This is a genomic window from Streptomyces colonosanans, from assembly GCF_001866645.1.
Taxonomy (GTDB): domain Bacteria; phylum Actinomycetota; class Actinomycetes; order Streptomycetales; family Streptomycetaceae; genus Streptomyces; species Streptomyces colonosanans.
On sequence record NZ_MLYP01000049.1, the window covers coordinates 51,207 to 74,902 of the forward strand.

At 69.3% G+C, this 23,696-nt stretch carries 17 protein-coding genes, 1 tRNA gene and 4 pseudogenes; 13 read left to right on the plus strand and 9 right to left on the minus strand.

Annotation, left to right across the window (positions count from 1 at the left end):
• Positions 1-85: 85 nt before the first annotated feature.
• A complete protein-coding gene (locus BIV24_RS18980) occupies positions 86-1,648 on the plus strand; it encodes an APC family permease (RefSeq protein WP_071367545.1) in 1,563 nt (520 codons plus the stop codon).
• 149 nt (positions 1,649-1,797) lie between these two features.
• On the opposite strand, the pseudogene BIV24_RS36500 reads toward BIV24_RS18980, so the two are convergent.
• Positions 1,798-1,884, minus strand: a pseudogene (locus tag BIV24_RS36500) (transposase); the annotation flags it as partial.
• Positions 1,885-2,067: 183 nt separating this feature from the next.
• Here BIV24_RS36500 and metF point away from each other — a divergent pair.
• The 7 genes from metF (at position 2,068) to phzG (ending at position 9,000) form a co-directional block, all read left to right on the plus strand.
• Positions 2,068-2,976: a methylenetetrahydrofolate reductase [NAD(P)H] gene (gene metF / locus BIV24_RS18985; protein WP_071367546.1), complete on the plus strand. Its 909-nt coding sequence runs from the start codon at positions 2,068-2,070 to the stop codon at positions 2,974-2,976.
• Between the two features lie 170 nt (positions 2,977-3,146).
• Entirely contained in the window at positions 3,147-3,635 is a 489-nt protein-coding gene (locus BIV24_RS18990; protein WP_071367547.1) for a PhzA/PhzB family protein, read from the plus strand.
• Positions 3,636-3,681: 46 nt separating this feature from the next.
• Positions 3,682-4,869 (plus strand): 3-deoxy-7-phosphoheptulonate synthase, encoded by a 1,188-nt coding sequence (locus tag BIV24_RS18995; RefSeq protein ID WP_079168377.1) that lies wholly within the window; start codon positions 3,682-3,684, stop codon positions 4,867-4,869.
• 79 nt (positions 4,870-4,948) lie between these two features.
• Positions 4,949-5,572 (plus strand): isochorismatase family protein, encoded by a 624-nt coding sequence (locus tag BIV24_RS19000; protein ID WP_071367548.1) that lies wholly within the window; start codon positions 4,949-4,951, stop codon positions 5,570-5,572.
• On the plus strand, positions 5,569-7,467 hold the full coding sequence (locus BIV24_RS19005; protein WP_071367549.1) for an anthranilate synthase family protein: 1,899 nt from the start codon (positions 5,569-5,571) through the stop codon (positions 7,465-7,467). Before BIV24_RS19000 ends, BIV24_RS19005 begins: the two co-directional genes overlap by 4 nt.
• A 32-nt stretch (positions 7,468-7,499) precedes the next feature.
• The gene (locus BIV24_RS19010) at positions 7,500-8,339 is read left to right on the plus strand and encodes a PhzF family phenazine biosynthesis isomerase (RefSeq protein ID WP_071367550.1); all 840 of its coding nucleotides are present in this window, start codon (positions 7,500-7,502) and stop codon (positions 8,337-8,339) included.
• Complete coding sequence (gene phzG / locus BIV24_RS19015) at positions 8,332-9,000, plus strand: phenazine biosynthesis FMN-dependent oxidase PhzG (protein WP_071367551.1); 669 nt, start codon at positions 8,332-8,334, stop codon at positions 8,998-9,000. Before BIV24_RS19010 ends, phzG begins: the two co-directional genes overlap by 8 nt.
• A gap of 154 nt (positions 9,001-9,154) precedes the next feature.
• Here the strand turns inward: phzG and BIV24_RS19020 are convergent, their stop codons facing one another.
• Both BIV24_RS19020 and BIV24_RS19025 read right to left on the minus strand, forming a co-directional pair.
• Entirely contained in the window at positions 9,155-10,645 is a 1,491-nt protein-coding gene (locus BIV24_RS19020) for a multicopper oxidase family protein (protein ID WP_071367552.1), read from the minus strand.
• 235 nt (positions 10,646-10,880) lie between these two features.
• Positions 10,881-11,927: a methyltransferase gene (locus tag BIV24_RS19025; RefSeq protein WP_071367553.1), complete on the minus strand. Its 1,047-nt coding sequence runs from the start codon at positions 11,925-11,927 to the stop codon at positions 10,881-10,883.
• A gap of 98 nt (positions 11,928-12,025) precedes the next feature.
• On the opposite strand from BIV24_RS19025, the pseudogene BIV24_RS36505 reads away from it, so the two are divergent.
• The 3 genes and pseudogenes from BIV24_RS36505 to BIV24_RS19030 all read left to right on the plus strand — a co-directional run.
• Positions 12,026-12,146, plus strand: a pseudogene (locus tag BIV24_RS36505) (carboxyl transferase domain-containing protein); the annotation flags it as partial.
• Positions 12,147-12,148: 2 nt separating this feature from the next.
• Positions 12,149-12,316: pseudogene (locus BIV24_RS36510) on the plus strand (carboxyl transferase domain-containing protein); the annotation flags it as partial.
• 759 nt (positions 12,317-13,075) lie between these two features.
• Complete coding sequence (locus BIV24_RS19030) at positions 13,076-13,897, plus strand: AfsR/SARP family transcriptional regulator (protein ID WP_071367554.1); 822 nt, start codon at positions 13,076-13,078, stop codon at positions 13,895-13,897.
• 150 nt (positions 13,898-14,047) lie between these two features.
• On the opposite strand, the gene BIV24_RS19035 is transcribed toward BIV24_RS19030, so the two are convergent.
• Positions 14,048-14,503 (minus strand): nuclear transport factor 2 family protein, encoded by a 456-nt coding sequence (locus BIV24_RS19035; protein WP_071367555.1) that lies wholly within the window; start codon positions 14,501-14,503, stop codon positions 14,048-14,050.
• Positions 14,504-14,695: 192 nt separating this feature from the next.
• Here BIV24_RS19035 and BIV24_RS32135 point away from each other — a divergent pair.
• Positions 14,696-14,839 (plus strand): annotated as a pseudogene (locus BIV24_RS32135) (S-adenosylmethionine synthetase N-terminal domain-containing protein); the annotation flags it as partial.
• Between the two features lie 238 nt (positions 14,840-15,077).
• Here the strand turns inward: BIV24_RS32135 and BIV24_RS19045 are convergent.
• Positions 15,078-15,650: a PadR family transcriptional regulator gene (locus BIV24_RS19045; RefSeq protein WP_071367557.1), complete on the minus strand. Its 573-nt coding sequence runs from the start codon at positions 15,648-15,650 to the stop codon at positions 15,078-15,080.
• 339 nt (positions 15,651-15,989) lie between these two features.
• Between BIV24_RS19045 and BIV24_RS19050 the strand changes: the two genes are divergently transcribed.
• Positions 15,990-16,850 carry an SAM-dependent methyltransferase gene (locus tag BIV24_RS19050; protein ID WP_071367558.1) on the plus strand — a complete coding sequence of 287 codons (861 nt, stop codon included), beginning with the start codon at positions 15,990-15,992 and terminating at the stop codon, positions 16,848-16,850.
• Between the two features lie 354 nt (positions 16,851-17,204).
• Here the strand turns inward: BIV24_RS19050 and BIV24_RS19055 are convergent.
• From BIV24_RS19055 to tmk, 4 genes are all read right to left on the minus strand, one after another.
• Positions 17,205-17,281 (minus strand) — tRNA-Thr (locus tag BIV24_RS19055).
• Positions 17,282-17,389: 108 nt separating this feature from the next.
• Positions 17,390-19,015, minus strand: a complete 1,626-nt coding sequence (locus tag BIV24_RS19060) for an alpha/beta hydrolase (protein WP_071367559.1) — start codon at positions 19,013-19,015, stop codon at positions 17,390-17,392.
• 123 nt (positions 19,016-19,138) lie between these two features.
• The gene (locus BIV24_RS19065) at positions 19,139-20,344 is read right to left on the minus strand and encodes a DNA polymerase III subunit delta' (RefSeq protein ID WP_071367560.1); all 1,206 of its coding nucleotides are present in this window, start codon (positions 20,342-20,344) and stop codon (positions 19,139-19,141) included.
• A 154-nt stretch (positions 20,345-20,498) separates the two neighbouring features.
• Positions 20,499-23,642: a dTMP kinase gene (gene tmk, locus BIV24_RS19070; protein ID WP_071367561.1), complete on the minus strand. Its 3,144-nt coding sequence runs from the start codon at positions 23,640-23,642 to the stop codon at positions 20,499-20,501.
• Between the last annotated feature and the right edge of the window lie 54 nt (positions 23,643-23,696).

Sequence of the window (23,696 nt, forward strand, 5' to 3'; positions counted from 1 at the left end):
CAGGTGTCATCCATGAATTGGAAGGTCTGGGTAAGCGCAGGAAATTCCTCCATATGTGGAAATCGCAGCATTTAGCCTCTTGCGCATGACTCAGGTGGCAGCGCGGCCCCAGGCCGGCGAAACTACCGCCCCCGACGGGGGCGGTAACGGTGTGCGGGGCAAGGGCCTCGGCGGCAACTCCGTCGGCCTGCTGGGCAGTGCCGTCATCGGCGTCTCCACGGTCGCCCCGGTCTACTGCCTGACCTCCACGCTGGGCTCCACTGCGGGCGAGGTGGGCCTCCAGATGCCCGCCGTGTTCCTCGCCGGGTTCCTGCCGATGCTGCTGGTCGCCTTCGCGTACCGCGAGCTGAACAAGGCGGTGCCGGACTGCGGCACCTCCTTCACCTGGACCGTGAAGGCGTTCGGCCCGCGCCTCGGCTGGATGTGCGGCTGGGGCCTGGTGATCGCCACGATCATCGTGCTGTCGAACCTGGCGGGCGTCGCCACGTCGTTCTTCTGGCTGCTCGCGGGACAGGTCACCGGCAGCGACAGTGTGGCCGCCCTCGACCACAACAAGGCCGTGCACATCCTCACCTGCCTCACCTTCATCGCCGCCGCCACGGCGATCAGCTACCGCGGCATGACCGCCACGAAGGGCGTGCAGTACGCGCTGGTGGGACTCCAACTGGTGGTGCTCGCGGTCTTCGTCGCGATGGCGGCCCAGAAGGCGCACTCGGGCGACTTCGCCACGTCCGTCCACTTCTCCTGGCAGTGGCTGAACCCCTTCGCGGTGAAGTCCTTCGCCTCCTTCACGGCGGGTCTCTCCCTCTCGATCTTCATGTACTGGGGCTGGGACACCTGTCTCACCACCAATGAGGAGACGATCGGCAGCGAGAAGACCCCCGGACGCGCCGCACTCATCGCCATGGTCGTCCTCGTCGGCTCCTACCTCGCCACCGCCGTCGCTGCGCAGATGGCCGTCGGCTCCGGCGCGAAGGGCCTCGGCCTGGCCAACCCGGAGACCTCCGACAACGTCTTCGCGGCCCTCGCCGGCCCCGTCATGGGCAACGTCCTCGGCATCGCGCTCTTCGTCGCGGTCCTCGCCTCGGCGGCGGCCAGCCTCCAGACCACGTTCATCCCGGTCGCCCGCACGGTCCTCGCCATGTCGACATACGAGGCCCTGCCCGTCTCGTACGCCCGCGTCCACCCGCGCTTCAAGACGCCCGGCCGCGCCACGGTCACCGCGGGCGTGGCGACCGGTGTCTTCTACGCGGTCATGTCGCTGGTGAGCGAGCACGTCCTCGTCGACACGATCTACGCGCTCGGCCTCATGATCTGCTTCTACTACGCGCTGACGGCCTTCGCCTGTGCCTGGTACTTCCGCGGGGACCTGCTGCGCTCGCCGCGCAACTTCGTCTTCAAGGGTCTCTTCCCGGTCCTGGGCGGTGCGCTGCTCACGGCGGTCTTCTGCAAGACCCTCATCGACATGTGGAACCCGGCCTACGGCAGCGGCTCCGCCGTCTTCGGCGTCGGCTCGGTCTTCGTCATCGGCGTCGGCATCCTGCTCCTGGGCGTCGTCATCATGCTGATGATGCAGCGCCGCAGCCCGGCCTTCTTCCGCGGCGAGATCCTGACCAAGGAGACCCCGGCGCTGGTCGTGGAGGACTAGCTAGTGTCAACCGGTCCGCTCACGCAGTGCTCACGCAACGGGGTGCCGGGTGTGTCCAGTGAGTGGTGTAAATCGTGGGTTGATTGTTACTGCCGGGCTGCGGTGAAGCGGCCGTCGAAGGCGCTGTCGAAGGCCTGGAGGGCCAGCTTTTCGGTGAGAACCTGGAGCCAGTATTTGGCGCCTTCGCCACCGTCCCCGACCCACAGGCCCAGGATGTCGCGGGTGCCCTCCGCGGTTCTCCAGGCTGATTCTGGTGTGCCACGAGTGAGGCTCGTGCGGGGGGCTGCACTGTGAGGGGGGCTGCACTGTGAGGGGGGCTGCACTGTGGGGGCCCGTGTTTGAAGGAGCGCTTGTGTGCACCAGGCGGGCCGGGCGTGCTTGCTGTTCGGTGCCGCACACAGCGAGGCTGGAGGCTGGTCATGACAACGACGTTGCGTGAGGTGCCTGCCCGGGCGGCTCCATCGTTTTCCTTCGAGTTTTTCCCGGCGAAGACGGATGCGGGTATGCGCAGTCTGTGGCAGGCGATTCGTCAGGTGGAGCGGCTCGCACCGGATTTTGTTTCTGTCACTTATGGTGCGGGGGGTTCTTCACGGGAGCGTACGGTCGAGGTGACCAAGCGGATCGTGGCGGAGACGACGTTGCGGCCTGTTGCTCATCTGACCGCGGTCGGTCATTCGGTGGCCGAGCTGCGTCACATTATCGGCCGGTATGCCGACGCTGGTGTACGCGATGTTCTTGTCCTGCGCGGGGACCCACCCGGTGACCCGAACGGGCCCTGGGTTGCGCATCCCGATGGTTTCCAATACGCCCATGAGCTGGTCTCTCTTGTGCGGGAACTGGGGGATTTCAGTATCGGTGTCGCGGCGTTGTGCGAGTGTCATCCGCGCTCGCCCGACTGGGACAGCGACGTCAGGCACTTCGTCGCCAAGTGCCGAAGGGGTGCTGACTACGCCTTCACCCAGATGTTCTTCCATGTGGAGGACTACCTGCGGCTGCGTGACCGGGTGGCCGCTGCGGGGTGTGACATTCCGATCATCCCGGAGATCATGCCGGCTACCGACGCACGCCAGATCGGCCGCTTCGCCGAGGTCAGCGGTGCCGCCTTTCCCGAGGAACTGGCACACCGTCTCGAGGCCGCGCGCGGGGACCCGCCGCAGGGGTACCGCATCGGTGTCGAGTACGCCACCGTCATGGCCGAACGGCTGCTCGCCGAAGGTGCGCCGGGCCTGCACTACATCACGCTCAACCGGTCGATGGCGGCCCCCGAGATCCACCGTGCCGTGAGCGCCGGAAGCCACGCCCGGCATGTGCTCACTCACGCTCGTTGACACTCCACCGACCTGTTGAGAACGGGAGGATCAGGTGCGCGTCGGCGTGAGGATGGGCGAGGCGGCCGGTCCGCTGATCCAGCGCCGTGTTCTTTCCTGTGCAGGAAAAGAATTCTGCCGCTCATTTCATTTCGTGTAGACACACGGCACGCATATTCACAGGGGTCATTGTGTCCGAATCCGTGAACAACCAGGCATTCACCGGCGACGCCGAAGTGCGGCGTCGTAACCGCGCCGTCGTCGACCGGTACATGCACACCTTGGGGCAGGACCGGCTGCGCCGGCACGAGATGTTCACCGAGGACGGTGTCGGTGGTCTGTGGACCACCGACACCGGCGAACCCGTTGCCACGCACGGCCGGGACCGCCTTGGTGAGCACGCCGTCTGGTCCCTGAAGTGTTTCCCGGACTGGGAGTGGTACAACATCCGGATCTTCGAGACGGACGATCCGAACCACTTCTGGGTCGAGTGTGACGGCCGCGGGAAGATCCGCTTCGGGGACTACCCCGAGGGCTACTACGAGAACCACTTCCTGCATTCGTTCGAGTTCGAGAACGGAAAGATCAAGCGGCAGCGCGAGTTCATGAATCCGTTCCAGCAGTTGCGAGCCCTGGGTATTCCTGTCCCTGAGATCAAGCGCACGGGAATCCCGACCTGACGGCGCCTCAGGCACGACCGACCTCACTGCCGGATCGGAGTAGGGGATGAAGGACGCCGTGAAGGACGTCATCCGGGACATCAGTGTCCGCGGGGCGCTCCAGCAGCCCGAGTGGAACGACCGGTTCCAGCTTGGCAGGGTGCGTGAGGCGCTGGCCACGCGCCCCGCGCTCGCAGAGCCCGACGATGTGGCCGCCTTGCGGACGCTGCTCGGTGCCGTGGCCGCGGGCAAGGCCATGGTGGTGCAGTCGGGTGACTGCGCCGAGGATCCGGAGGAGTGCGGGCCCGAGCAGGTCGCCCGCAAGGTGGCGGTGCTCGACCTGCTTGCTGGCACCCTTGGCCTGATCACTGGCAAGCCCGTGCTGCGCGTGGGGCGTATCGCGGGACAGTTCGCCAAGCCCCGCTCCCGCCTCACTGAGGTCGTCGATGGCGTTGAACTGCCTGTGTTCCGGGGGCATATGGTCAACGCCTCGGAGGTGGATACCGAGAGCCGCCGGTGCGACCCCTTGCGCATCCTCACCTGCTACATGGCCGCCAGTGACGTGGTCGCCCACCTGGGCTGGCGTGAGCGTGCCGCGGGCCGGCACGCCGTGGGCCCGCAGGTGTGGACGAGTCACGAGATGCTGCTCCTGGACTATGAGCTGCCCATGCTCCGTACCGACGAGCAGGGGCGGCTCTTCCTCGGCTCGACGCACTGGCCGTGGATCGGCGAGCGTACCCGCCAGGTCGACGGAGCTCATGTCGCCATGCTCGTGCAGGTGGCCAACCCGGTGGCGTGCAAGGTCGGGCCCACGATGGAGCCCGACGAGCTGGTGGCCCTGTGTGAGCGGCTCGACGCGTGGCGCAACCCGGGCAAGCTCACCTTGATCGCGCGGATGGGCGCCGACAACGTTGCCGACCGGCTGCCGCGTCTTGTCGAGGCGGCGCGCAAGGCGGGCCACCGCGCCATCTGGCTCTGCGACCCCGTGCATGGCAACACCGTCACCGCGCCCAGTGGCCACAAGACGCGGCTTGTGGAGACCGTCGCGCTCGAGGTCTCCCGCTTCGTCACGGCCGTGCGCGAGGCGGGCGGTGTCCCGGGCGGTCTGCATCTGGAGACGACGCCCAACGACGTCACCGAGTGCGCCACCACCGAGGCCGACCTCGCTTCTGTGGGCGAGCGCTACACCTCGTTCTGCGACCCCCGGCTCACCCCGGCACAGGCCGTGTCCGTGGTCTCGGCCTGGACCGCCTGAGCCCGCACACCCGCACACCCGCACACCCGCACACACCGAAGCAGGAAACCGAGCCGGAACAGGAACAGGAACTCAAGCCATGACCGGCATTCCTCCCATCCCCGCGTACCCGTTGCCCGCCCAGGGCGACCTGCCGCCGGCTGTCGTGTCCTGGAAGCTGGAGGCCGACCAGTCTGTTCTCCTCGTCCATGACATGCAGCGGTACTTCCTCAAGCCGTTTCCCGGCCCCCTGCGCCACGAATTGATCCGCAACGCGGCACAGCTGCGTGAGCGGTGTGCCAGGCTCGGCGTCCCTGTCGCCTACACGGCTCAGCCCGGCGGTATGAGCGACGAACAGCGCGGTCTGCTCAAGGACTTCTGGGGGCCGGGCATGCGGGCCGCGCCCGAGGACCGCCAGGTGGTGGGCCCCCTCGCGCCGGCCTCCCACGACTGGCAGCTCACCAAGTGGCGCTACAGCGCCTTCTTCAAGACCGACCTGCTCCAGCGGATGCGCGCTGCGGGCCGCGACCAGCTGATCCTGTGCGGGGTGTACGCCCACGTCGGCGTCCTGGCCAGCGCCGTCGAGGCCTTCACCCACGACATCCAGCCGTTCTTCGTCGCGGACGCCACCGCCGACTTCTCGCCGGACTACCACCGCTCGGCGCTCACCTACGCCGCTGAGCGCTGCGCCCGCGTCGTCACTGCCAAGGAGGTGTTCGCATGACGTCCGACCTGCTCGCACGCGTGCTGAGCGCGACCGGACAGCCGTACGCACTGCTGCACCGGCACGCCGCGGAGGGCCCCAAGGCCGTGGAGGTGCTCACGGGCGAGGTGTCCCTGCCTGCCACGCTGGCCGACATCCCGCTGCCCGAGAGGGCGCAGGACGGCGCCGGAGCGCACCACGAGGTTCTCGTCGTCGTGCCCTACCGGCAGCTGACCGAACGCGGCTTCGCCTGCTTCAGCGACGGCACCCCGCTAGTGGCGATGACGGTCACCGGCCAGCAGCGGCTGACGCTGTGCGAGGCGCTGGAGCGCATCCCCGATGTGCCGACCCAGCTGGCCGACGGCGACTTCGACATCGACGACGAGGCGTACGAGGACGTGGTGCGCCGCATCGTCAAGGAGATGATCGGCACCGGCGAGGGCGCCAACTTCGTCATCAAGCGCACCTTCGTCGCCGACATCACGGACTTCGGGCCGCGCAGCGCCCCCGCGCTGTTTCGCCGGCTGCTGCAGCGCGAGTTCGGTGCCCATTGGACGTTCCTCATCCACACCGGCACCCGCACGCTGGTCGGCGCCTCGCCCGAGCGGCACGTCAGCCTCCAGGGCGGCACGGCGGTGATGAACCCCATCAGCGGCACCTACCGCTATCCGTCGTCCGGCCCCACTCTTGAGGGCGTCCTTGAGTTCCTCGGCGACCGTAAGGAGACCGACGAGCTGTACATGGTCCTCGACGAGGAGCTCAAGATGATGGCCCGGATCTGCGCCGACGGCGGCCGGGTCGTGGGCCCCTACCTAAAGGAAATGGCCAAGGTCGCGCACACCGAGTACTTGATCGAGGGACGTACCGACCGCGACGTGCGCGACATCCTGTACGAGACGATGTTCGCGCCGACCGTCACCGGCAGCCCGCTTCAGAGCGCCTGCCGCGTCATCACGCAGTACGAGCCCGGCGGCCGTGGCTACTACAGCGGGGCGGCGGCGCTGATCGGGCGGGACGACGACGGTGAGCGGGTCATGGACTCCGCGATCCTCATCCGCACCGCCGACATCAGCGCGCAGGGCCGCATCGGCATCGGTGTGGGCGCCACCATCGTGCGTCACTCCGCCCCACAGTCCGAGGCCGCGGAGACCCGCGCCAAGGCCGCCGCCCTCGTCTCGGCGTTCGGCGCGGAGCAGAAGGAGGAACGCATCGGTGACCATCCGGCGGTGCGCCAGGCCCTCGGGCTGCGCAACGCCTCCATCGCCGACTTCTGGCTCGCCGATACCGCATCACGCCAGGCGGCCCGGCCGAAGCTGGCCGGGCGCAGTGCCCTGATCGTGGACGCCGAGGACACCTTCACGTCCATGCTGGAGCAGCAACTGCGCTCCCTCGGGCTGCGGGTGAACGTCCGCCGCTTCGACGAGCCGTACTCCTTCGACGGGCACGACCTGATCGTGATGGGGCCGGGCCCGGGTGATCCGCAGGAGGCCGCGCACCCCAAGATGCGGCATCTGCACCAGGCGGTGGACACCCTGCTGCGCGAGCGGCGCCCGTTCTTCGCGGTCTGCCTCAGCCACCAGGTCCTCGGCCTGCGCCTGGGCCTGCCGCTGCGCCGCAAAACGGTGCCCAACCAGGGCGTGCAAAAGCAGATCGACCTGTTCGGCGGCCCCGAGTGGGTCGGCTTCTACAACACGTTCGCGCTCGTCGCCCAGCAGGAGGAGTTCACCGCGGACGGGGTGGGCCCCATCCAGGTCAGCAGGGATGCGGCCACGGGCGAAGTGCACGCCCTGAGCGGGCCTTGTTTCGCCTCCCTGCAGTTCCATCCGGAGTCCGTGCTGACCCGGGAGGGTCCGCGCATCGTGGGCACTCGCCTGGCCGCGCTGCTCACGCCGGCCCAGAGCGCGGGCCGGTCCTGAGGCTCCGCCGACACCACACCGTGGGAGACCGGATGCATACATATGTCGTCGTCGATGCCTTCGCGAGCGAGCCTCTCACCGGTAATCCGGTGGCGGTGTACTTCGAGGCCGACAGCCTGAGCGGTGAGCAGATGCAGCGCATCGCGCGCGAGATGAACCTGTCCGAGACCACGTTCGTGCTCCGCCCGCACAGGGCCGGCCACGACGCCCATGTGCGGATCTTCACGCCGGTCAACGAGCTGCCCTTCGCGGGGCACCCGCTGCTGGGCACCGCCATCGCGCTCGGCGCCCGTACCAAGGGCGACCGGCTGCTGATCGAGACCGCCATGGGCCTTGTCCCCTTCACGCTGGAACGCGAGGACGGCAAGGTCCTGCGTGCGAGCATGCGCCAGCCCGTGCCCACATGGAAGCCGTTCGACCGCACCGACGAACTCCTGGAGGCACTCGGGATCAGGGGATCCACGCTGCCCGTCGAGATCTACCGCAACGGGCCGCGACACGTCCTGGTCGGCCTCGAGAGCATCGAGGCACTGTCGAAGCTGGACCCCGACCACCGAGCCCTGGCCCGGTTTTCGGACCTGGCCACCAACTGCTACGCGGGGGAGGGGACGTCCTGGCGCAACCGCATGTTCTCGCCCGCGTACGGGGTCGTGGAGGATGCGGCCACGGGTTCCGCCGCCGGTCCCATCGCCATCCACCTCGCCCGGTACGGACTGATCGAGTACGGGCAGCACATCCAGATCGTCCAGGGCGTCGAGATCGGACGCCCCTCTCCCATGGGCGCGGTCGCGCACGGAGAGGGCGAACACGTTGCCTTTGTCGAGGTCTCAGGTCCCGGCATACAGATCATCGAAGGGGTGCTCCATGTCTGACGTTTCCGTCCCCTCCCCCTCCACCCGGTCGGAGACACTCACCGGTACCGTCAGGGTGCCGTTCCCCGAGTTCATCACGCCGCCGGCCGAGCCTATGGGGCTGCTGTCCACGTGGCTCCAGAGCGCGCTCGCGCACAAGGTGCGCGAGCCGCGCGCCATGGCGCTGGCCACCGCCGACGCGCAGGGCCGTGCCTCCTCGCGCGTCGTGACCGTCACCGAGGTGAACTACGAGGGGATCGTGTTCATCACACACTCCGACAGCCGCAAGGGGCGCGAGATCGCCGAGAACCCGTGGGCCTCGGGCTCCCTGTACTGGAGGGAGACCGCGCAGCAGATCACGTTCGCGGGCCCGGTCACCCAGCTGTCCGACGCCGAGTCGGAGTCCTTGTGGTACGCGCGTGCCGTCTTCACGCACGCGATGACCACGGCCTCCCGGCAGAGCGCGCCGCTCAAGGACCTCGAGCACGTCGCCCGGCTGCGCGCCCGGGCCCTGGAGCTGGGCGGGCCGGAGCGAGCGCTGCCGCGGCCCGCCACCTTCAGGGGCTACCGCATCGCCCCCGCCACCGTCGAATTCTGGGGCAACGGCACCGACCGGCTGCACGAACGACTGGTCTACGAGCGCACCGGGGACGGTTGGGAGGTCAGTCGGCTGCAGCCGTGAGCGCATCGGATCACCGGGATCGTCCGGGCCGCCGGCGGTGAGAGTTCGCCGCACAGCACCCTCGCCGCCGTAGAGATCGAGCTTCGCCGTTCGCCCCTCTCAGAGGGCCCGGCCGGACCGCTCGATCTCCGCCCGAACGCTTCTGGCAGCGGATTTACGAACGTGTCGCGCTCACCCGGAAGTTGCCCATCATGCCCATCGCCGCGTGGTCGATCATGTGGCAGTGGTACACGTAGGTGCCCTCGTATCCGGTGAACGTGGCCTGGATCTTGACCGTTTCTCCAGGCTGCACCGCGACGGTGTCCTTCAGCGCGACCTCGGGGCCGGAGGTGACGGGCTGGCCACCTCGCTCCAGCACGCGGAACTGCACCAGGTGCACATGGAAGTTGTGTGGCAGGCGAGTGTTCGCGTTATGGATGGTCCAGATCTCCGTCGCCCCGTACTCGATCTCGGTGTCGATACGGCTCATGTCGTAGGCCTGGCCGTTGATGTAGGCGTTGTTGGTCGCACCGGTCTCGTCCACGTACAGCTCGAAGCTGCGGTTGACCGTGGCGGTGCCCATGGGCGGCAGCGTGCGCAGGGTCGCGGGCACGACGCTAGTGTCCCGGGCGGGGCCGGTGACGCGGAACTGCAGGACCTTGCTGAGCTGCTCGACCGGTTCGCCGGGCCGCAGCGGCCGGGTGTTCTCGAGGACAAGCGTGGTGCCGGCGTCGTACCGCGAGAAGTCGACGACGACGTCGGCGCGCTCCCCGGGGGAGAGGGCCACAGACGTCACCTCAAGCGGCTTCTCCAGCAGTCCGCCGTCCGAACCGATCAGCTGGAAGGGCGAGTTGTCGGACAGCTTCAGCGCGAAGAACCGCATGTTGGACGTGTTGAACAGGCGGAAGCGGTACTTGCGGGCGGCGACCTTGAAGTACGGCCAGGCCTTGCCGTTGGCCATCAGCACGGTGCGATTCGGGTCGTTCATGGTGTACGCGAGCTGACCGGCGTCGTCGAAGCGGCCGTCCCGCAGCGCGATCGGCACGTCGTAGGCGCCCGAGGGAAGGTTGAGGCTCTGCTCCTTCTCGTCGGTGAGCAGATACAGACCGTACAACCCGCGGTAGACGGTCTCCGCCTCCTCGTGGTGGGCGTGATCGTGGAACCACATGTTCGCGTGCGGCTGGTTGTTGGGGTACGTGTACGTCTTCGACCCGCCCCCGGCCGCGATGAGGTCCATAGGGGAGCCGTCGCTGCTCTGGGGCACATGGGCGCCGTGCAGGTGGATCGAGGTGGGAACGGTCAGCTGGTTGGTCTGCTTGATCACGACGCGCTGACCGGAGGCCGCCTTGATGACGGGGCTGGGGAAGCTCCCGTTGAAGGTGCGGACCCGGGTCAGCATCCCGGGCAGGATCTCCGCGTCCGCCTCCTTCATGGTCATCTCGTAGTAGGCGGCCTTCCCGGATACGGACGTCGGCTTCAGCGTCGGGGGTACCGGCATCGCCTGCTGGAACTGCGGGATGGTGGTTGGATCCAGGTCGGCGGCCTGGGCCTGGTCGGTGGTCCGGGCCTGGGCGTGGCCGGACAGGGCGGGCGCCAACAGGCCTGCGCTGCCTATGGCGCCGGTGAGAGCCGCCCCTGTTTTGAGGACAGTTCTGCGCTGGATCATGACTGCTCCCCGTGATGCGTCGAAAGTGCTGTGTGGTGGAGGAAGTAACCAGGGTGTTTCTCCCACACAGCATTGCTCCGCACCGCTCGGGAAGACCTTGAGCCCAGCTTGAGCGCCGATGGATCATCGGAACTCGGCTCTCCAGGCGCCGGTGCCGGTGCCTCCGGTGACCACGCCCGTGATCCCGGCGGACGAGAATCTGAGCGCCTGGTAGCCGACTGAACCGCTTGGACTGTCAGCCGATGGCCGCCTCGAGGACGGACGCGTGCGGTGAGGGCTCCAGCAGGCTCGTGATCGTGAACTGCGCCTTGGTGAGCAGCGCTTCGTACTCCGTGCGGGTGCGGCTTTGCCCGTTGAGGACCGTCATCATCAGCATGTCGACCGTCTTGCCGGGGTGGGGCTCGTTGCCCGCCGGGATCATGGCGTTGACGACCAGCAGCCGCCCGTGCTCCGGCATGGCCTCGCGGCACGAGCGCAGTATGCGCAGGCACTGCTCGTCCGGCCAGCTGGCCAGCACGTGCTTGAGGAGATAGACGTCGGCACCGGACGGCACGGAGACGAAGAAGTCACCGGCCTCGGCCTGCCAGCGGCCGGTCAGGTCGGGGCAGTCGAGGACATGCCCGGCTACCACGTTCTCCAGGTCGACCAGGGTGCCCGTCAGGTGCGGGTTGCGCCGCAGGACCGAGCGCAGCAGACCGCCGCGCCCGCCGCCCACGTCGACGACGCTCCTGGCCCCCGAGAAGTCGAGGGCTCCGGCTATGTCGTTGCTCAGCGCCTCGGAGAACGCCGCCATGCTGGAGTTGAAGGCGGCGCCGAAGTCCCGGTCAGTGGCAACGTAGTCGTAGAAGGGGATGCCGTGCAGCGACTCGAAGGCGGTGGTGCCGGTGCGCACCGCGTCGTGCAGATGGCCCGCCGACTCCCAGAACGGGACCTCGCCGCGCACTCTGATGTAGTCGCGCAGCGACCGCTTCGCGTCCGTGCGCAGCGGCTCGGCGAGCGGGGTGAGGTGAAACCGTCCCGACTCGTCCTCGCGGAACACTCCCTTGGTGGCGAGGAACCGCAGCATCCGGTACAGGTGTGGCGCGTGGGCCCCTACGGCCAAGGCGAGTTCGTCGGCCGTGCGGGGGCCGTCTGTCAGCTGGTCGGCAATGCCGAAGCGCGCGGCGCTGTGCAGGGCCGCTGAGTACACGTAGCCCAGGGCGAGTTCGAGCAGCTCGCCGGTCACCTGTGAGGTGTCGGATGTCGTCGGGGCCCCTACGGTCCCCGGGTGAGCGCTTGTCATCGACAAGGTTCCTTTTCTCGTGCGTCGAAGTGCGTCCACCAGCTTTGGGCAGACCGATCGGTTTCCACTGGAGCGCCGGGTGAGCGCGAACGCCCCGTGAGGTCCACGAGCGCTGGGCCCGCGACATCATCTGCGCCCCGGCTCCGCCTGGACAGCCAGGTCGTCGGCGTCGTCGCCGATCAACCCGCCCAGCCAGCCGGGGTGCTGGACATCGAGGCGTTGAGTCCGAGCTGATGCACCCGTACTACGCGGCCGAACAAGGCCTGGTCGACGACGTCATCGCCCCCTCCGCAACGCGTGGAATTCTGATCAAGTCGCCGGCGATACCGCGCATCAATCACGTCGGTCTGCCGCCGCGCAAACACGGAAACCCGCCGCCGCAGGATTGACTTGATCTTTGACCTCAGACCTCGAACGGCGTCTCTTTCTTGATCACTCGCATTGGTGACTGCCGTACGCGCGGACGGCCTTCGGCTGATCAGGTGCTTCGACCACGGAATGCACACACCCAGCTCAAAGGCCGTGAGGATGAATCTGTTTCACCATGCTATCCGGCAGGCGCCGTTCGCGGAACTGTCATGCTTCCGAGGCGAGTTCCCCTCCTGCCTGGCCGAGCATCCGAATGCGCTCTCCGAGCCGGCGGACGCGGCGCTGTGCGCGGATGGCCCGGTGCGTCGCTGGTGAAACTGTCGCTGGTGGGTGAGCACCGCCGCGGGCAGCGGCCGGTACGGTGCCCTGGCCGCGGGCTGCATGGACATCACGCGGCTGCGGCGGGCGCCGACCGGTGTCCCGCTGCTTCAGGCGCACGAGACATGGTCACCACACGACCTTGATCCATTTCTGAAACACACCCTGGCACCGCACCGGTCAGCTGACGCGACTTCTTCTCCCCATCCTCGCTCTTTCCCTTCACGGCTGGTACCTGGTATAAGAGGGGACCCCCGCACCTGTCCCACATCGGACACTTTCGACCAGAAGGAAAACGGAATAGAAAATTCAATAGCTCGTCCGGAGCGAAAACTCTTGAACTCCGCCAAAGAGTTGCCAGAAAATGACTCATTGAAGCCACGCCTCAGGTAGCTTGATCAGCCGTGCTGGTTTCTGACTGCTCAGGGTGCTGGCGAGCGGACGCCAACGGGGAGGATGAAGTGAAGGTTCAGCTTCTGGGGTCACTGTGGGCCGAGGTCAATGGCGAGTCGATCGTGCCGACGGCAGGCAAGCCTCGCCAGCTCCTGGCGCTGCTCGCACTGCATCCTGGCCGCTTGGTGCCGGTTCCGACCCTGATGGAGGAGATCTGGGCCTCGAACCCGCCGCAGAGCGCGCTCACCACACTGCAGACATACATCCTCCAACTGCGCCGCAGACTCAGCACGGCGCTGGGACCGGACACCGGCGAAGACGTCAAAGACCTGCTCGCCACCCGGCACGGCGGATATCTGTTGCAGATCCCGGACGCGGACATCGACGTACGCGTCTACGAGATGCTGGCGCGTGAGGGACAGGCCGCCTTCGAGTCCGGCGACAACGCGCTGGCGGCCGAGCGCCTACGGGCCGCGCTCGACCTGTGGCGCGGCCAGCCCCTTGTCGACGTACGGCTCGGCCCCATCCTCGAGATCGAGGCGATGCGGCTGGAGGAGAGTCGGCTCGTGGTGCTGGAGCGCCGGATCGACGCGGACCTCAGGATAGGTCGGCACGCGGAACTCATAGCCGAATTAGCAGAACTGACGGCTCGCCACCCCCGCCACGAAGGCTTGCACTCGCAGGTCATGGTCGCCCTCTACCGCTCCGGCCGGCAGAGTTCGGCGCTGGACGTCTACCGAAACCTTCGCAGCCGGCTCATCGAGGAACTGGGCGTCGAACCCTCCCCGCAGCTGCAGCGGCTGCACCAGGCGATGCTGGCGGTCGACCCGCTGCTCGGGGTGCTGGCGGGGCCGCGGCGGACGTCGACGTTCGACCTGTTCGCCGCCTGAGAGCACAATCCCTGGACCAGGGCCGTCTCGGCAGGGAGAAAGTGCTGACGGCCCAGGATCCGGATCGCGCACCGGGCAGTGCTGCCCGGTTCTTCTCCATCGCGTGCGACGGAGGTCGGCTACGGCTCTGGAGCGGTGATCGAACCTCTTTCACCCGTCGAAGGTCACCCGGCGGGAGCAGGCGCGCCACTCGCCGAGGTACGGGACGAGCACGTCCTCGATCACACACATCCGCATCACCGTCGACGCACCGCCGTCCGGGGTGACGTAGATCAGCGCGTAGTAGCGGGTGCCGAGGGTGCCGTCCGGCTGTGGCTGGACCTGGAGCATGCCGACCCAGTGCCGCTGCTGCTCGCGGTTGCGCTCCTGGCGCTCCTTGGTACGACGTACCGCGGCGGCGAGTTCGGCCCGCCCGCGCACCGGCCGTTCCAGTGCCGGCAGGTCGAAGACGGCATCCTCGGTGAAGGTGTCCGCCCAGCGTTCGGCGTCGAACGAGTCCAAGAGCTGCATCTGGTGCGCGTAAAACTGCTGAACCTGCGCGTAGAGGGTGTCGACGGCTGTCACTTGGGTCGCGGGCGCGGTGCCGGGGTCCGTCTCGCTCGTCATGCCGCCACTCTCCGGCGCGCGGATCGAGCACGGTTCGAACCTTACTCAAGTGCCCCGGTCAACGGTGGAGACACGATCGCCGAGCGCACCGTCCGGTGACCGGCGGCTGCTCCGGTGCCCCGAGCCGCCGTGGAACGTGTGGGATGAGCCCAGGCACGTCAACCGTCCGACCACGCACCTTTCTGGAGAGCCATGGCCCGCCGCCTGTTCACCTCGGAGTCCGTGACCGAGGGCCATCCCGACAAGATCGCCGACCAGATCAGCGACGCGATCCTCGACGAGCTGCTGTGCCAGGACCCGTCCTCGCGCGTCGCTGTCGAGACCCTGATCACCACCGTTTCGGTATGGGAGCAACCCGATCCAAGCCCCCCCTGCGCGACACGCACTTACTCTCGTGCGAGTGATTCTGCAAGACTATCCACGCACGGCTAGTCGCACAGAACAAGCCAGGCTCTACGCCGGATCCGAGCCCCCTCCCCCCGCGAGCCGACAGGAGGAACGGCACCCCCGGGCAGCACAAAGGGCGGCCACCCGCAGGTGAACCGCCCTAGTGAAGAGCCCTCGTCAGTCGCGGTCAGTCGCGCGACTCGGCAGCAGACCCGGCGAGCTCCGCCAACAGCTCCGGCAGCCGCGCCAACAGCTCGTCGTGCCACTCCACCTCCGCACGCAACCGCGCCTCGGTGTGCTGGATGATGATCCGCTCCAGCCCGGCGATGTGCGGCGCCGCCGCACTCTGCAGATTGCGCCACGCCTCCAACTCGCCGGCCACGACCGCGCGCAGATTCTCGAGAATCGCTCGCAGCTCGCTCTCGTTCATGTCCTGGGCATTCTGCAACGCCAGGTCAATAGGGTCGGGGCGAAGTTTGGTGTCGCGCAGAGCCTTCTCCCGAAGGAACCTGAACTCGTTGCGGCCCTCGTCGGTGATGGCGTAGACCGTACGCTCCGGCCGGTTGCCCTCCTGCTCGCTGCGCACAGCCGTGATGATGCCCTCGGCCTGCATCCTGTGCAGCACTCCGTAGAGCGAACCCGGCTTGATATCGGTCCACAGTTCCGTACGGTCGATCTGCGCCATACGGCGAAGCTGGTGACCATGCATCGGCCCACCCTTGGCCAGGGCTCCCAGAACGAACAGGCGAGTGCTGCTCATAGCGCCCAGTTAAACATGCGCACTCCAAGGTCAGAACCGCCGGTTTCCTCGCCCTTGCGGCCTTCGAGGTCCACGCGTTCGCCGCCCGGCCTCTTCGTCGGCGGCGAAGAGGCCTACAAGGCCCGCCGGCGATTGAGCAGAAGTCGAGCAGAACCCGATGCACAGCTGGTGGCGTTCCTCCTGCAGCCCCGCGCAGTGGTCCACCTCGATGTGTCCGCTGCATCCGCCTGACAGCGCCCCCTATGAAGGACCGGCTGTTTCGGCAAGACGAGTCCGTGTGGCGGCGCCTGACTGCCGAAGTGTCCGTCTGACCCCGTATCGAAGCACAAGGAGCCCTACGTGACCGACGCGTTGAACCCGGTGGAGCGAACCGCACTGCTTACCGCTGCCCTGCGCGCCGCCGAGACGCGGCGCACCGACCGCCTCTATGAGGACCCCTATGCCGCCCGGCTTGCCGGCGACGCCGGCCCCGAGCTGCTGGCCGAGATGCGGGACGCGACATTTCCGCCCGACCGGCCGCGCACCCAGCCCAGCGCGCCCGACTACAACGCGATCCGCACCCGGTTCTTCGACGACTTCCTGCTCGGAGCCGCACAAGAACCGGACATGACCCAGATCGTGCTGGCTCCAGCCGGCATGGACTCCCGGGCCTACCGACTCAACTGGCCCGGCCACATCCGCTACTTCGAGGTCGACAGGCCAGCCGTACTGGAATTCAAGGCTGATCGGCTCCAGGACGTCACACCACAGGTGGCGCGCCGTAGGGTCGCCGTCGACCTCACCTCGGACGACTGGGAGAAGCAACTCGTCGACGCCGGGTACGACCCGTCACTGCCCTCCACCTGGCTGATCGAAGGACTACTGCACTACATCCCCGAACCTGGCGTCCGCCGCCTGCTCGAACGCGTGGCGGCCATCTCTGCGCCCGGCAGTCGCATCGCCGCCGACCTCGTCAACGCCGCAGCCCTCACCCTGCCTCACGTGCAAGGTCAGCTGGACATCTTCAAGGCGTGGGGCTGCCCCTGGGTATTCGGCAGCGACGAGCCCGAAGCGCTCTTCGACCGGTGCGGATTCGACGTCGACGCCACACAGCCCGGGGAGCCTGGTGCAGACTTCGGGCGCTGGCCGGGCCCCGTCCCGCCGCCGCGTACGGTGAAGGACACGCGCCGGGTGTTTTTGATGCACGGACGACGCCGTTGACCGCGTCGGCCGTCGTGGTCGCGGACGGCAGCGTCGCCGGTTCCGCCACCCGTGGCGGCGGCGGTCGAGGAGTTGGCGGCCGTTCCGTGGAAGGGCGTGGAGAACCAGGCCCGACGGAAGGAGCCCCAGGAGTAGGGCCGAGGCACCGACCGCGGCGGTGGGCGCCTTGATCAGCAGTCCCAGCGCGTCCGTGCTGGTCAGTGTCAGGTCCGCGTAGGCGGTCAGGGCGGCGGGGAAGTACTCCCGCAGCGTGGACCGCAGCCGCTGGATCCCACGGCACCCCGGCCGTGCGACACATCATGCCTTGAGCAGCAGAAAACCCCTGGTCAGCGACTACCTGACCGGGGGTTTCAGTGGAGCCGCCTTCGGGATTCGAACCCGAGACCTACGCATTACGAGTGCGTTGCTCTGGCCATCTGAGCTAAGGCGGCACGCCGTCCGCACTATGGTGCGATCAGCAACGTCGGTAAGTCTACACAGTTTCCGAAGGCGCTCTGACCACACCACGGAGGCGCTGCCTCCGGGATCCGCGGCAGCGCCTACGAGCAGTGCTTCCCCGTCGCCGGCAGCGTGCCTTTGAGCAGATAGGCGTCGATGGCCGAGTCGATGCACCTGCTGCCGCGGCCGTACGCCGTGTGGCCGTCGCCGTCGTAGGTCAAGAGCCTGCCGGAGGAGAGCTGGGAGGCGAGGGACTGCGCCCATGGGTACGGTGTCGCCGGGTCGCGGGTCGTGCCCACGACCAGGATCGGCGCAGCCCCTCTCGCCTCGATGCGGTGCGGTCGCCCCGTCGCTCTCACCGGCCAGTACGCACAGTTCAGCGACGCCCAGGCCAGTCCCTCCCCGAACACCGGCGACGCCTTCTCGAACGCTGGGAGCGCCCTCTCCACCTCCTGCGGGGTCGAGAACGCCGGCGGCAGGTCCAGGCAACTCACGGCCGCATTCGCGTACATCAGGTTGGCGTACCTGCCGGCCGCGTCCCGCTCGTAGTAGCTGTCCGACAGGACGAGCAGCCCGGCGCCGTCGTTCTTCTTCATCGCAGAGGTCAGCGCCTCGCGCAGCTGGGGCCAGGCTGCCTGGTCGTACATCGCCGCGATCACCCCGGTCGTCGCCAGGGCCTCGCCGAGCCTGCGGCCGTCCGCGTCACCCGCCGGGATGGGGGAGGCGTCGAGTTTCCTGAAGAACGCCTTCAGGTTCCCACCGGCCTTCGCCGGTGATGTGCCGGGGCCGCCCAGCGGACAGCCCGGCCGCCGGACGCAGTCCTTCGCGAAGGACCGGAACGCCGTCTCGAAGCCGGCCGTCTGCTCCTCGCTGATCTTGCGGGCGGACAGGGAGGGGTCCATTGCGCCGTCCAGCACCAGTCGGCCGACCCGGTCCGGGAACAGTCCCGCGTACGTCGCCCCGAGAAACGTCCCGTAGGACGCGCCCACATAGGTCAGCCGCCGGTCGCCCAGCGCCGCGCGCAGGACGTCCATGTCACGAGCCGCCTCGACCGTGGAGACATGGCGCAGCAGGTCGGGCGAGCGCCGTCCGCAGCCTTTCGCGAACCGCTTGAAGGCGTCGGCGAGTTGGTCCGTCTCCTTCTTGTCGTCGGGGGTCATGTCAGTCTGCGTGTACGCGTCCATCTGGCGGCCGGTGAGACATTCGATGGGCTCGCTGCGGGCCACGCCGCGCGGGTCGACGGCGACGATGTCGTAGCGGGCGCGGACCTCCGCCGGGTAGCCGACACCGGCGTACTGCTGCAGATAGCCGACCGCCGAGCCGCCCGGCCCGCCCGGGTTCACCAGAAGCGAGCCGAGTGGCTTGCCCCGGCCCGTGGCCCTCTTGCGGGCGACGGCCAGCCGGACGTCACCCGCCGCCGGCTTGGCGTAGTCGCGAGGCGCCTTCAACGTGGTGCACTCGAAACCGGGGACTCCGCAGGCGCGCCAGGCCAGCTTCTGCGCGTAGTACGGGGCCAGCGCCGACGGTGTGGACCGGGGCAGCGGGGCCAGCGCCGTCGCCGCCGTCGTGGTCGAACTCCCGGAGGAGCAGCCCGAGGCGAAGAGCGCGGCGACGAGCAGCATGCCGCCCGTTCGCATCAGGTGTGGCGGGCGCAGGAAGCCGAGGGTGCGGAAGGAACGGGACGGGCGAGGACGGCGGGACGGTCCGGAAGTGCGCCTGATGTGCATTACGTGAGCGTAACCATGCGCGATGCATCGATCACCGTCAGTCGCACATGCAACCTCGTACGAGTGACGGAGTCAATCAGCCACGGGCCCTGTCTTCCTCGGGGAGCGCCTAGCGGGTGTCCCTCACCCCGCTCGCAGCGCCATCGTCATCGCCTCCACCGCCAGCAATGGGGCCACATTGCGGTCCAGGGCGTCCCGGCACGCGGCGATGGCCTCGATACGGCGGAGTGTGGACTCCGGCGTACTGCCACCGGCCAGGCGCTCCAGGGCGTCCTCCGTGTCCATGGTGGCGAGGGCGATGCGGGAGCCGAGCTGGAGGGCGAGGACGTCGCGGTAGAAGCCGGTGAGGTCGGTGAGGGCTTGGTCCAGGCTGTCGCGCTGCGTGCGCGTTCTGCGGCGCTTCTGCTTGTCCTCCAGCTCCTTCATCACACCCGCGGTGCCACGCGGCATACGGCCGCCCTGCGCCGCGCCGAGCGCCGCCTTCAACTCCTCCGTCTCCTTGGCGTCGACCTCCTCCGCGAGCTGCTTGGAGTCCTCCGTGGCCGCGTCGACCAGCTCCTGGGCGGCCTTGAGGCAGCCGCCGATGTCGTCGATCCGCAGGGGGAGCTTCAGCACGGCGGCCCGGCGTGCCCGGGCCCGCTCGTCCGTGGCCAGTCGGCGGGCGCGGTCGACATGGCCCTGCGTGGCGCGGGCCGCGGCCGCCGCGATCCCGGGCTCGATGCCGTCGCGGCGTACGAGCATGTCGGCGACCGCCTCCACGGAGGGCGTGCGCAGGTTCAGGTGACGGCAGCGGGAGCGGATCGTCGGCAGGACGTCCTCCAGGGAGGGGGCGCACAGCAACCAGACCGTGCGCGGGGCGGGCTCCTCCAGCGCCTTCAGGACCGCGTTGGCCGACTTCTCGTTCAGCCGCTCGGCGTCCTCGACGAGGATCACCTGCCAGCGGCCGTTCGCCGGTGACGTGAACGACTTGCGGACGGTGTCGCGCATGTCGTCGGCGAGGATCTGGGTGCCTACGGCAGCGACCGTGGTCACGTCCGCGTGCGTACCGACCAGGGCGGTGTGGCAGCCGTCGCAGAAGCCGCAGCCGGGGGAGCCGCCCAGCGCACGGTCGGGGCTCACGCACTGCAGCGCCGCGGCGAACGCCCGCGCCGTCTGTGTACGCCCCGCGCCGGGCGGGCCTGTGAACAACCAGGCGTGCGTCATCTTCGACGCCTCGGGCGGCGGGCCGTCGGCCGAGGCCGCGGTGACCAGGGCGTCGGCGTCACGGGCTGCCGCGTCGAGCTGCTCGCTCACCTTCTCCTGGCCCACCAGGTCGTCCCACACGGTCATGGGACACCGCCCTTCTGTCGTTCTTCGCCCTACCTCGACCCATTGTGCGGGTCACCACCGACAACGGGGCGGGGAAGCACAGCGCGCGGGCCCCGGCCCGGTCGGGCCGCGGCTCGTCTCAGTGGCGCCGTCCGCGCCCCTGGTCGTCGGCGTTCTACTCGTCCTCGCGCGGGCCGAGCAGTTCGTCCGCCAGGGTCGGGAGGTCGTCCAGCGGGGTCTCCTCCGCCCAGTCCGGACGGGGCCGACGGCTCGGCCGGCCCTCGGAGTCCATCTGCGGCAGCTCGCGCGTGCGGTCCTCGGCCCCGTCGGGCCGCGGCGCGGGGCGCTCGTCGCGGAAGAAGTCCTGCGGCACGCGGTCCGCCGGGTCACCGGCCCCGCCGTCCTGCACTGCGGGCAGCACGGCCGTCTCGTCGGAGGCGCCCGGCACCACCGGCGGCAGGACCGCCGTCTCGTCGGCCGCCCCCTGGGGCGCCGGCGGCCTCGGCAGCTTCGCCGTGGTCTCCGCGTCGGACTCCGCCGGCTGCACCGGCAGTACGGCGGTCTCGTCCCCCGAGCCGTCCGACGGCGTCACCAGCGGCGTGGGCACCGTGGTCTCGTTGTCCGGTGTGGCCGCGCTCGCACGCGTGGTCTCCTCGTGCGGCGAGGAGCCGCCCGAGGCTCCGGTTGCCACGCCCTTGGCCGGCTCTGCAGCCGAGGCCGCCGCCTGAGCCGCAGCCCGGCGCGCCTCCTCCGCCCGCAGCAGCGCCTCCTCGGCCTTCCGCTGCTTCTCCAGACGGCGCGCCTCGGCCTCGGCCCGCAACCGGGCCTCCTCCTCGGCCTGCTTGCGCAGCCGCTCTTCCTCGGCCTTCCGGCGTGCCTCCTCGGCCGCCCGCGCCTGCTCCTCGGCAAGGAGCCGCGCCTGCTCCTCCTCGGCGCGCCTTCGGGCTTCCTCGGCCCGCTGCCGGGCTTCCTCGGCCTGCCGCTCGGCCTCGCGCCGCTGCGCCTCCTCCAGCTCGCGCCGCTTGCGCTCCTCCTCCTCGGCCCGAAGCCTGGCGAGCTGCTCCTGGCGCTCGCGCTCCAGCCGCTCCTCCTCGGCCTTGCGCGCCGCCTCTTCCTCGGCCTTGCGCCGGGCCTCCTCCTCGGCCTTCCTGCGCGCCTCCTCCTGGGCCTTCACCTCGGCCTCGGACAGCGGCAGCATCTGGTCGAGCCGATGCCGGATCACGGTCGTGACCGCTTCGGGCTCCTGCCCGGCGTCGACGACCAGGTAGCGCCCGGGGGCGGCGGCGGCCAGCGTGAGGAAACCGGAGCGCACGCGCGCGTGGAACTCGGCCGGCTCCGACTCCAGCCGGTCCGGTGCCTCGGTGAACCGCTCGCGCGCGGTCTCCGGCGCGACGTCCAGCAGGACGGTCAGATGGGGGACGAGCCCGTTGGTCGCCCACCGGTTGATCCGGGCGATCTCCGTCGGGGACAGGTCACGGCCCGCCCCCTGGTAGGCCACCGACGAGTCGATGTACCGGTCCGAGATCACAACCGCGCCCCGCTCCAGGGCCGGCCGTACGACCGTGTCCACATGCTCCGCGCGGTCCGCGGCGTACAGCAGCGCCTCCGCGCGGTGCGACAGGCCGGCGCTGGAGACGTCCAGCAGGATTGACCGCAACCGCTTGCCGACCGGCGTCGCCCCCGGCTCGCGGGTCACCACGACCTCGTGCCCCTTGGCCCGGATCCACTCGGCGAGCGCCCCGGCCTGCGTGGACTTGCCAGCGCCGTCGCCGCCCTCCAGAGCGATGAAGAAGCCGGAGGCCGCGGAGGCCTCCACCGGGTCGTCGCCACCACGCAGCGCATCGCGCAGATCGTGCCGCAGCGGGACCCCGGAGCGGTCGTCGGCCTTGGCGAGGACCAGCGCGGCGACCGGCAGCAGCAGCGCGCCGACGAGCATCAGCACGAAGGCGGCGCCGCCGTGTGCGAACACGAACTTGCCGTTCTCCAGCCGGTGCGGCCCTATGGCCCCGGCCACCACCGGTGCCACCAGCGCTCCCAGAGCGATGAAGACCCGTACGACCGCGTGCAGGTGGTCGGTCATCCGAGCCCGCCGGTGGTCCTCGGTCTCCTGGTCGAGCAGCGTGTGCCCGGTGTTCGCGGCGACGCCCGCACCGACACCCGCGAGCGCCGCGATCAGCAGCACGCTGGTCACGTCCGGAACGAGACCAGCGGCAAGCAGGGCGACACCGGTGAAGGCGATCGCCAGCGCGAGCAGCCGGCGCCGCGACAGCGACGGCAGCAAGTGGGGCGCGGTACGGATACCGACGGCCGTGCCACCGGTCAGCGCGAGGACCAGCAGGCCGTACGTCACCGGGCCGCCGTACAGGTCGGCGGCCTGCGGCGCGGAGACGGCGACGGCGGCCGAGACGGCCCCGGCGACCGCCGCGCAGGAGAGCACCAGGAGCGGGATCGCGCCCGTACGGCCCTTGTCGACGCCCGCGCCCGTACGGGGGCGGCGCAGGCCCTCCAGCGGCGACCGCGCGCGGGGGGTGCGGGTGTCGGGCAGTTCGAGGACGCTGACCACCGACAGGGAGGCGGCGAACAGCCCGGCCGCGACGTACGAGGCGAGGGCCGCCTGGTGCTGGTCGAACCAGGCGATGCCCGCGCCGAGCAGGTTGTTCAGCAGCGACGCCGTGACGAGCCCGGCAGCGGCCAGCGGCACCGCCATGAACCGCGTGCGCAGCGACAGGCGCCGCAATGCGTCCAGGTGGTCCGGCAGCGGGCGCACCGTCGCACCCTCCGGGGGCGGCGCGGGCAGCAGGGCGGGCGCCGCGCTCTCGCGGCACACCGTCCAGAAGCGCTCGGCGACGCCGGTCACGAAGGCGGTCGCCAGCAGCGCCGTCAGCGCGTTCCCAGGAGTCCAGTCGATCCACAGCGGGGCGACGATCAGCAGGGCGGCCCGCAGCCCGTCCGCCACGGCCATGGTCCAGCGGCGGTCGAGCGGCCCCTCCGGAGACGTCAGCGCGGTGAGCGGGCCGAGGAGGACGGCGCCGAAGAGCACGGTGGCGAGGACGCGCGCACCGAACACGGTCGCGATCGCGAACGCCACGCCCCGGTAGCCACCGCCGAAGGAGCCCTCCGCGGTGGCCGCCTGGAAGACGAGCACGACCAGGACGAGCAGGGCGAGGGCGTCACCGACGCCGCCCACGAGCTGGGCGCTCCACAGCCGCTTGAGCTGCGGCCTGCGCAGCAGGGCGCGGACGGCGCGCTCGCGGGAATCTGCGACCAGGGCGTCGTCGGGGGCCGGGTTGTGGGCCGTTGGCTGCTCGGCTCGCGTCATGCTTTCAGCCTATCGGGAGCCACCGACAGTCCGGTGCGTCCGCCCGAACGTGCG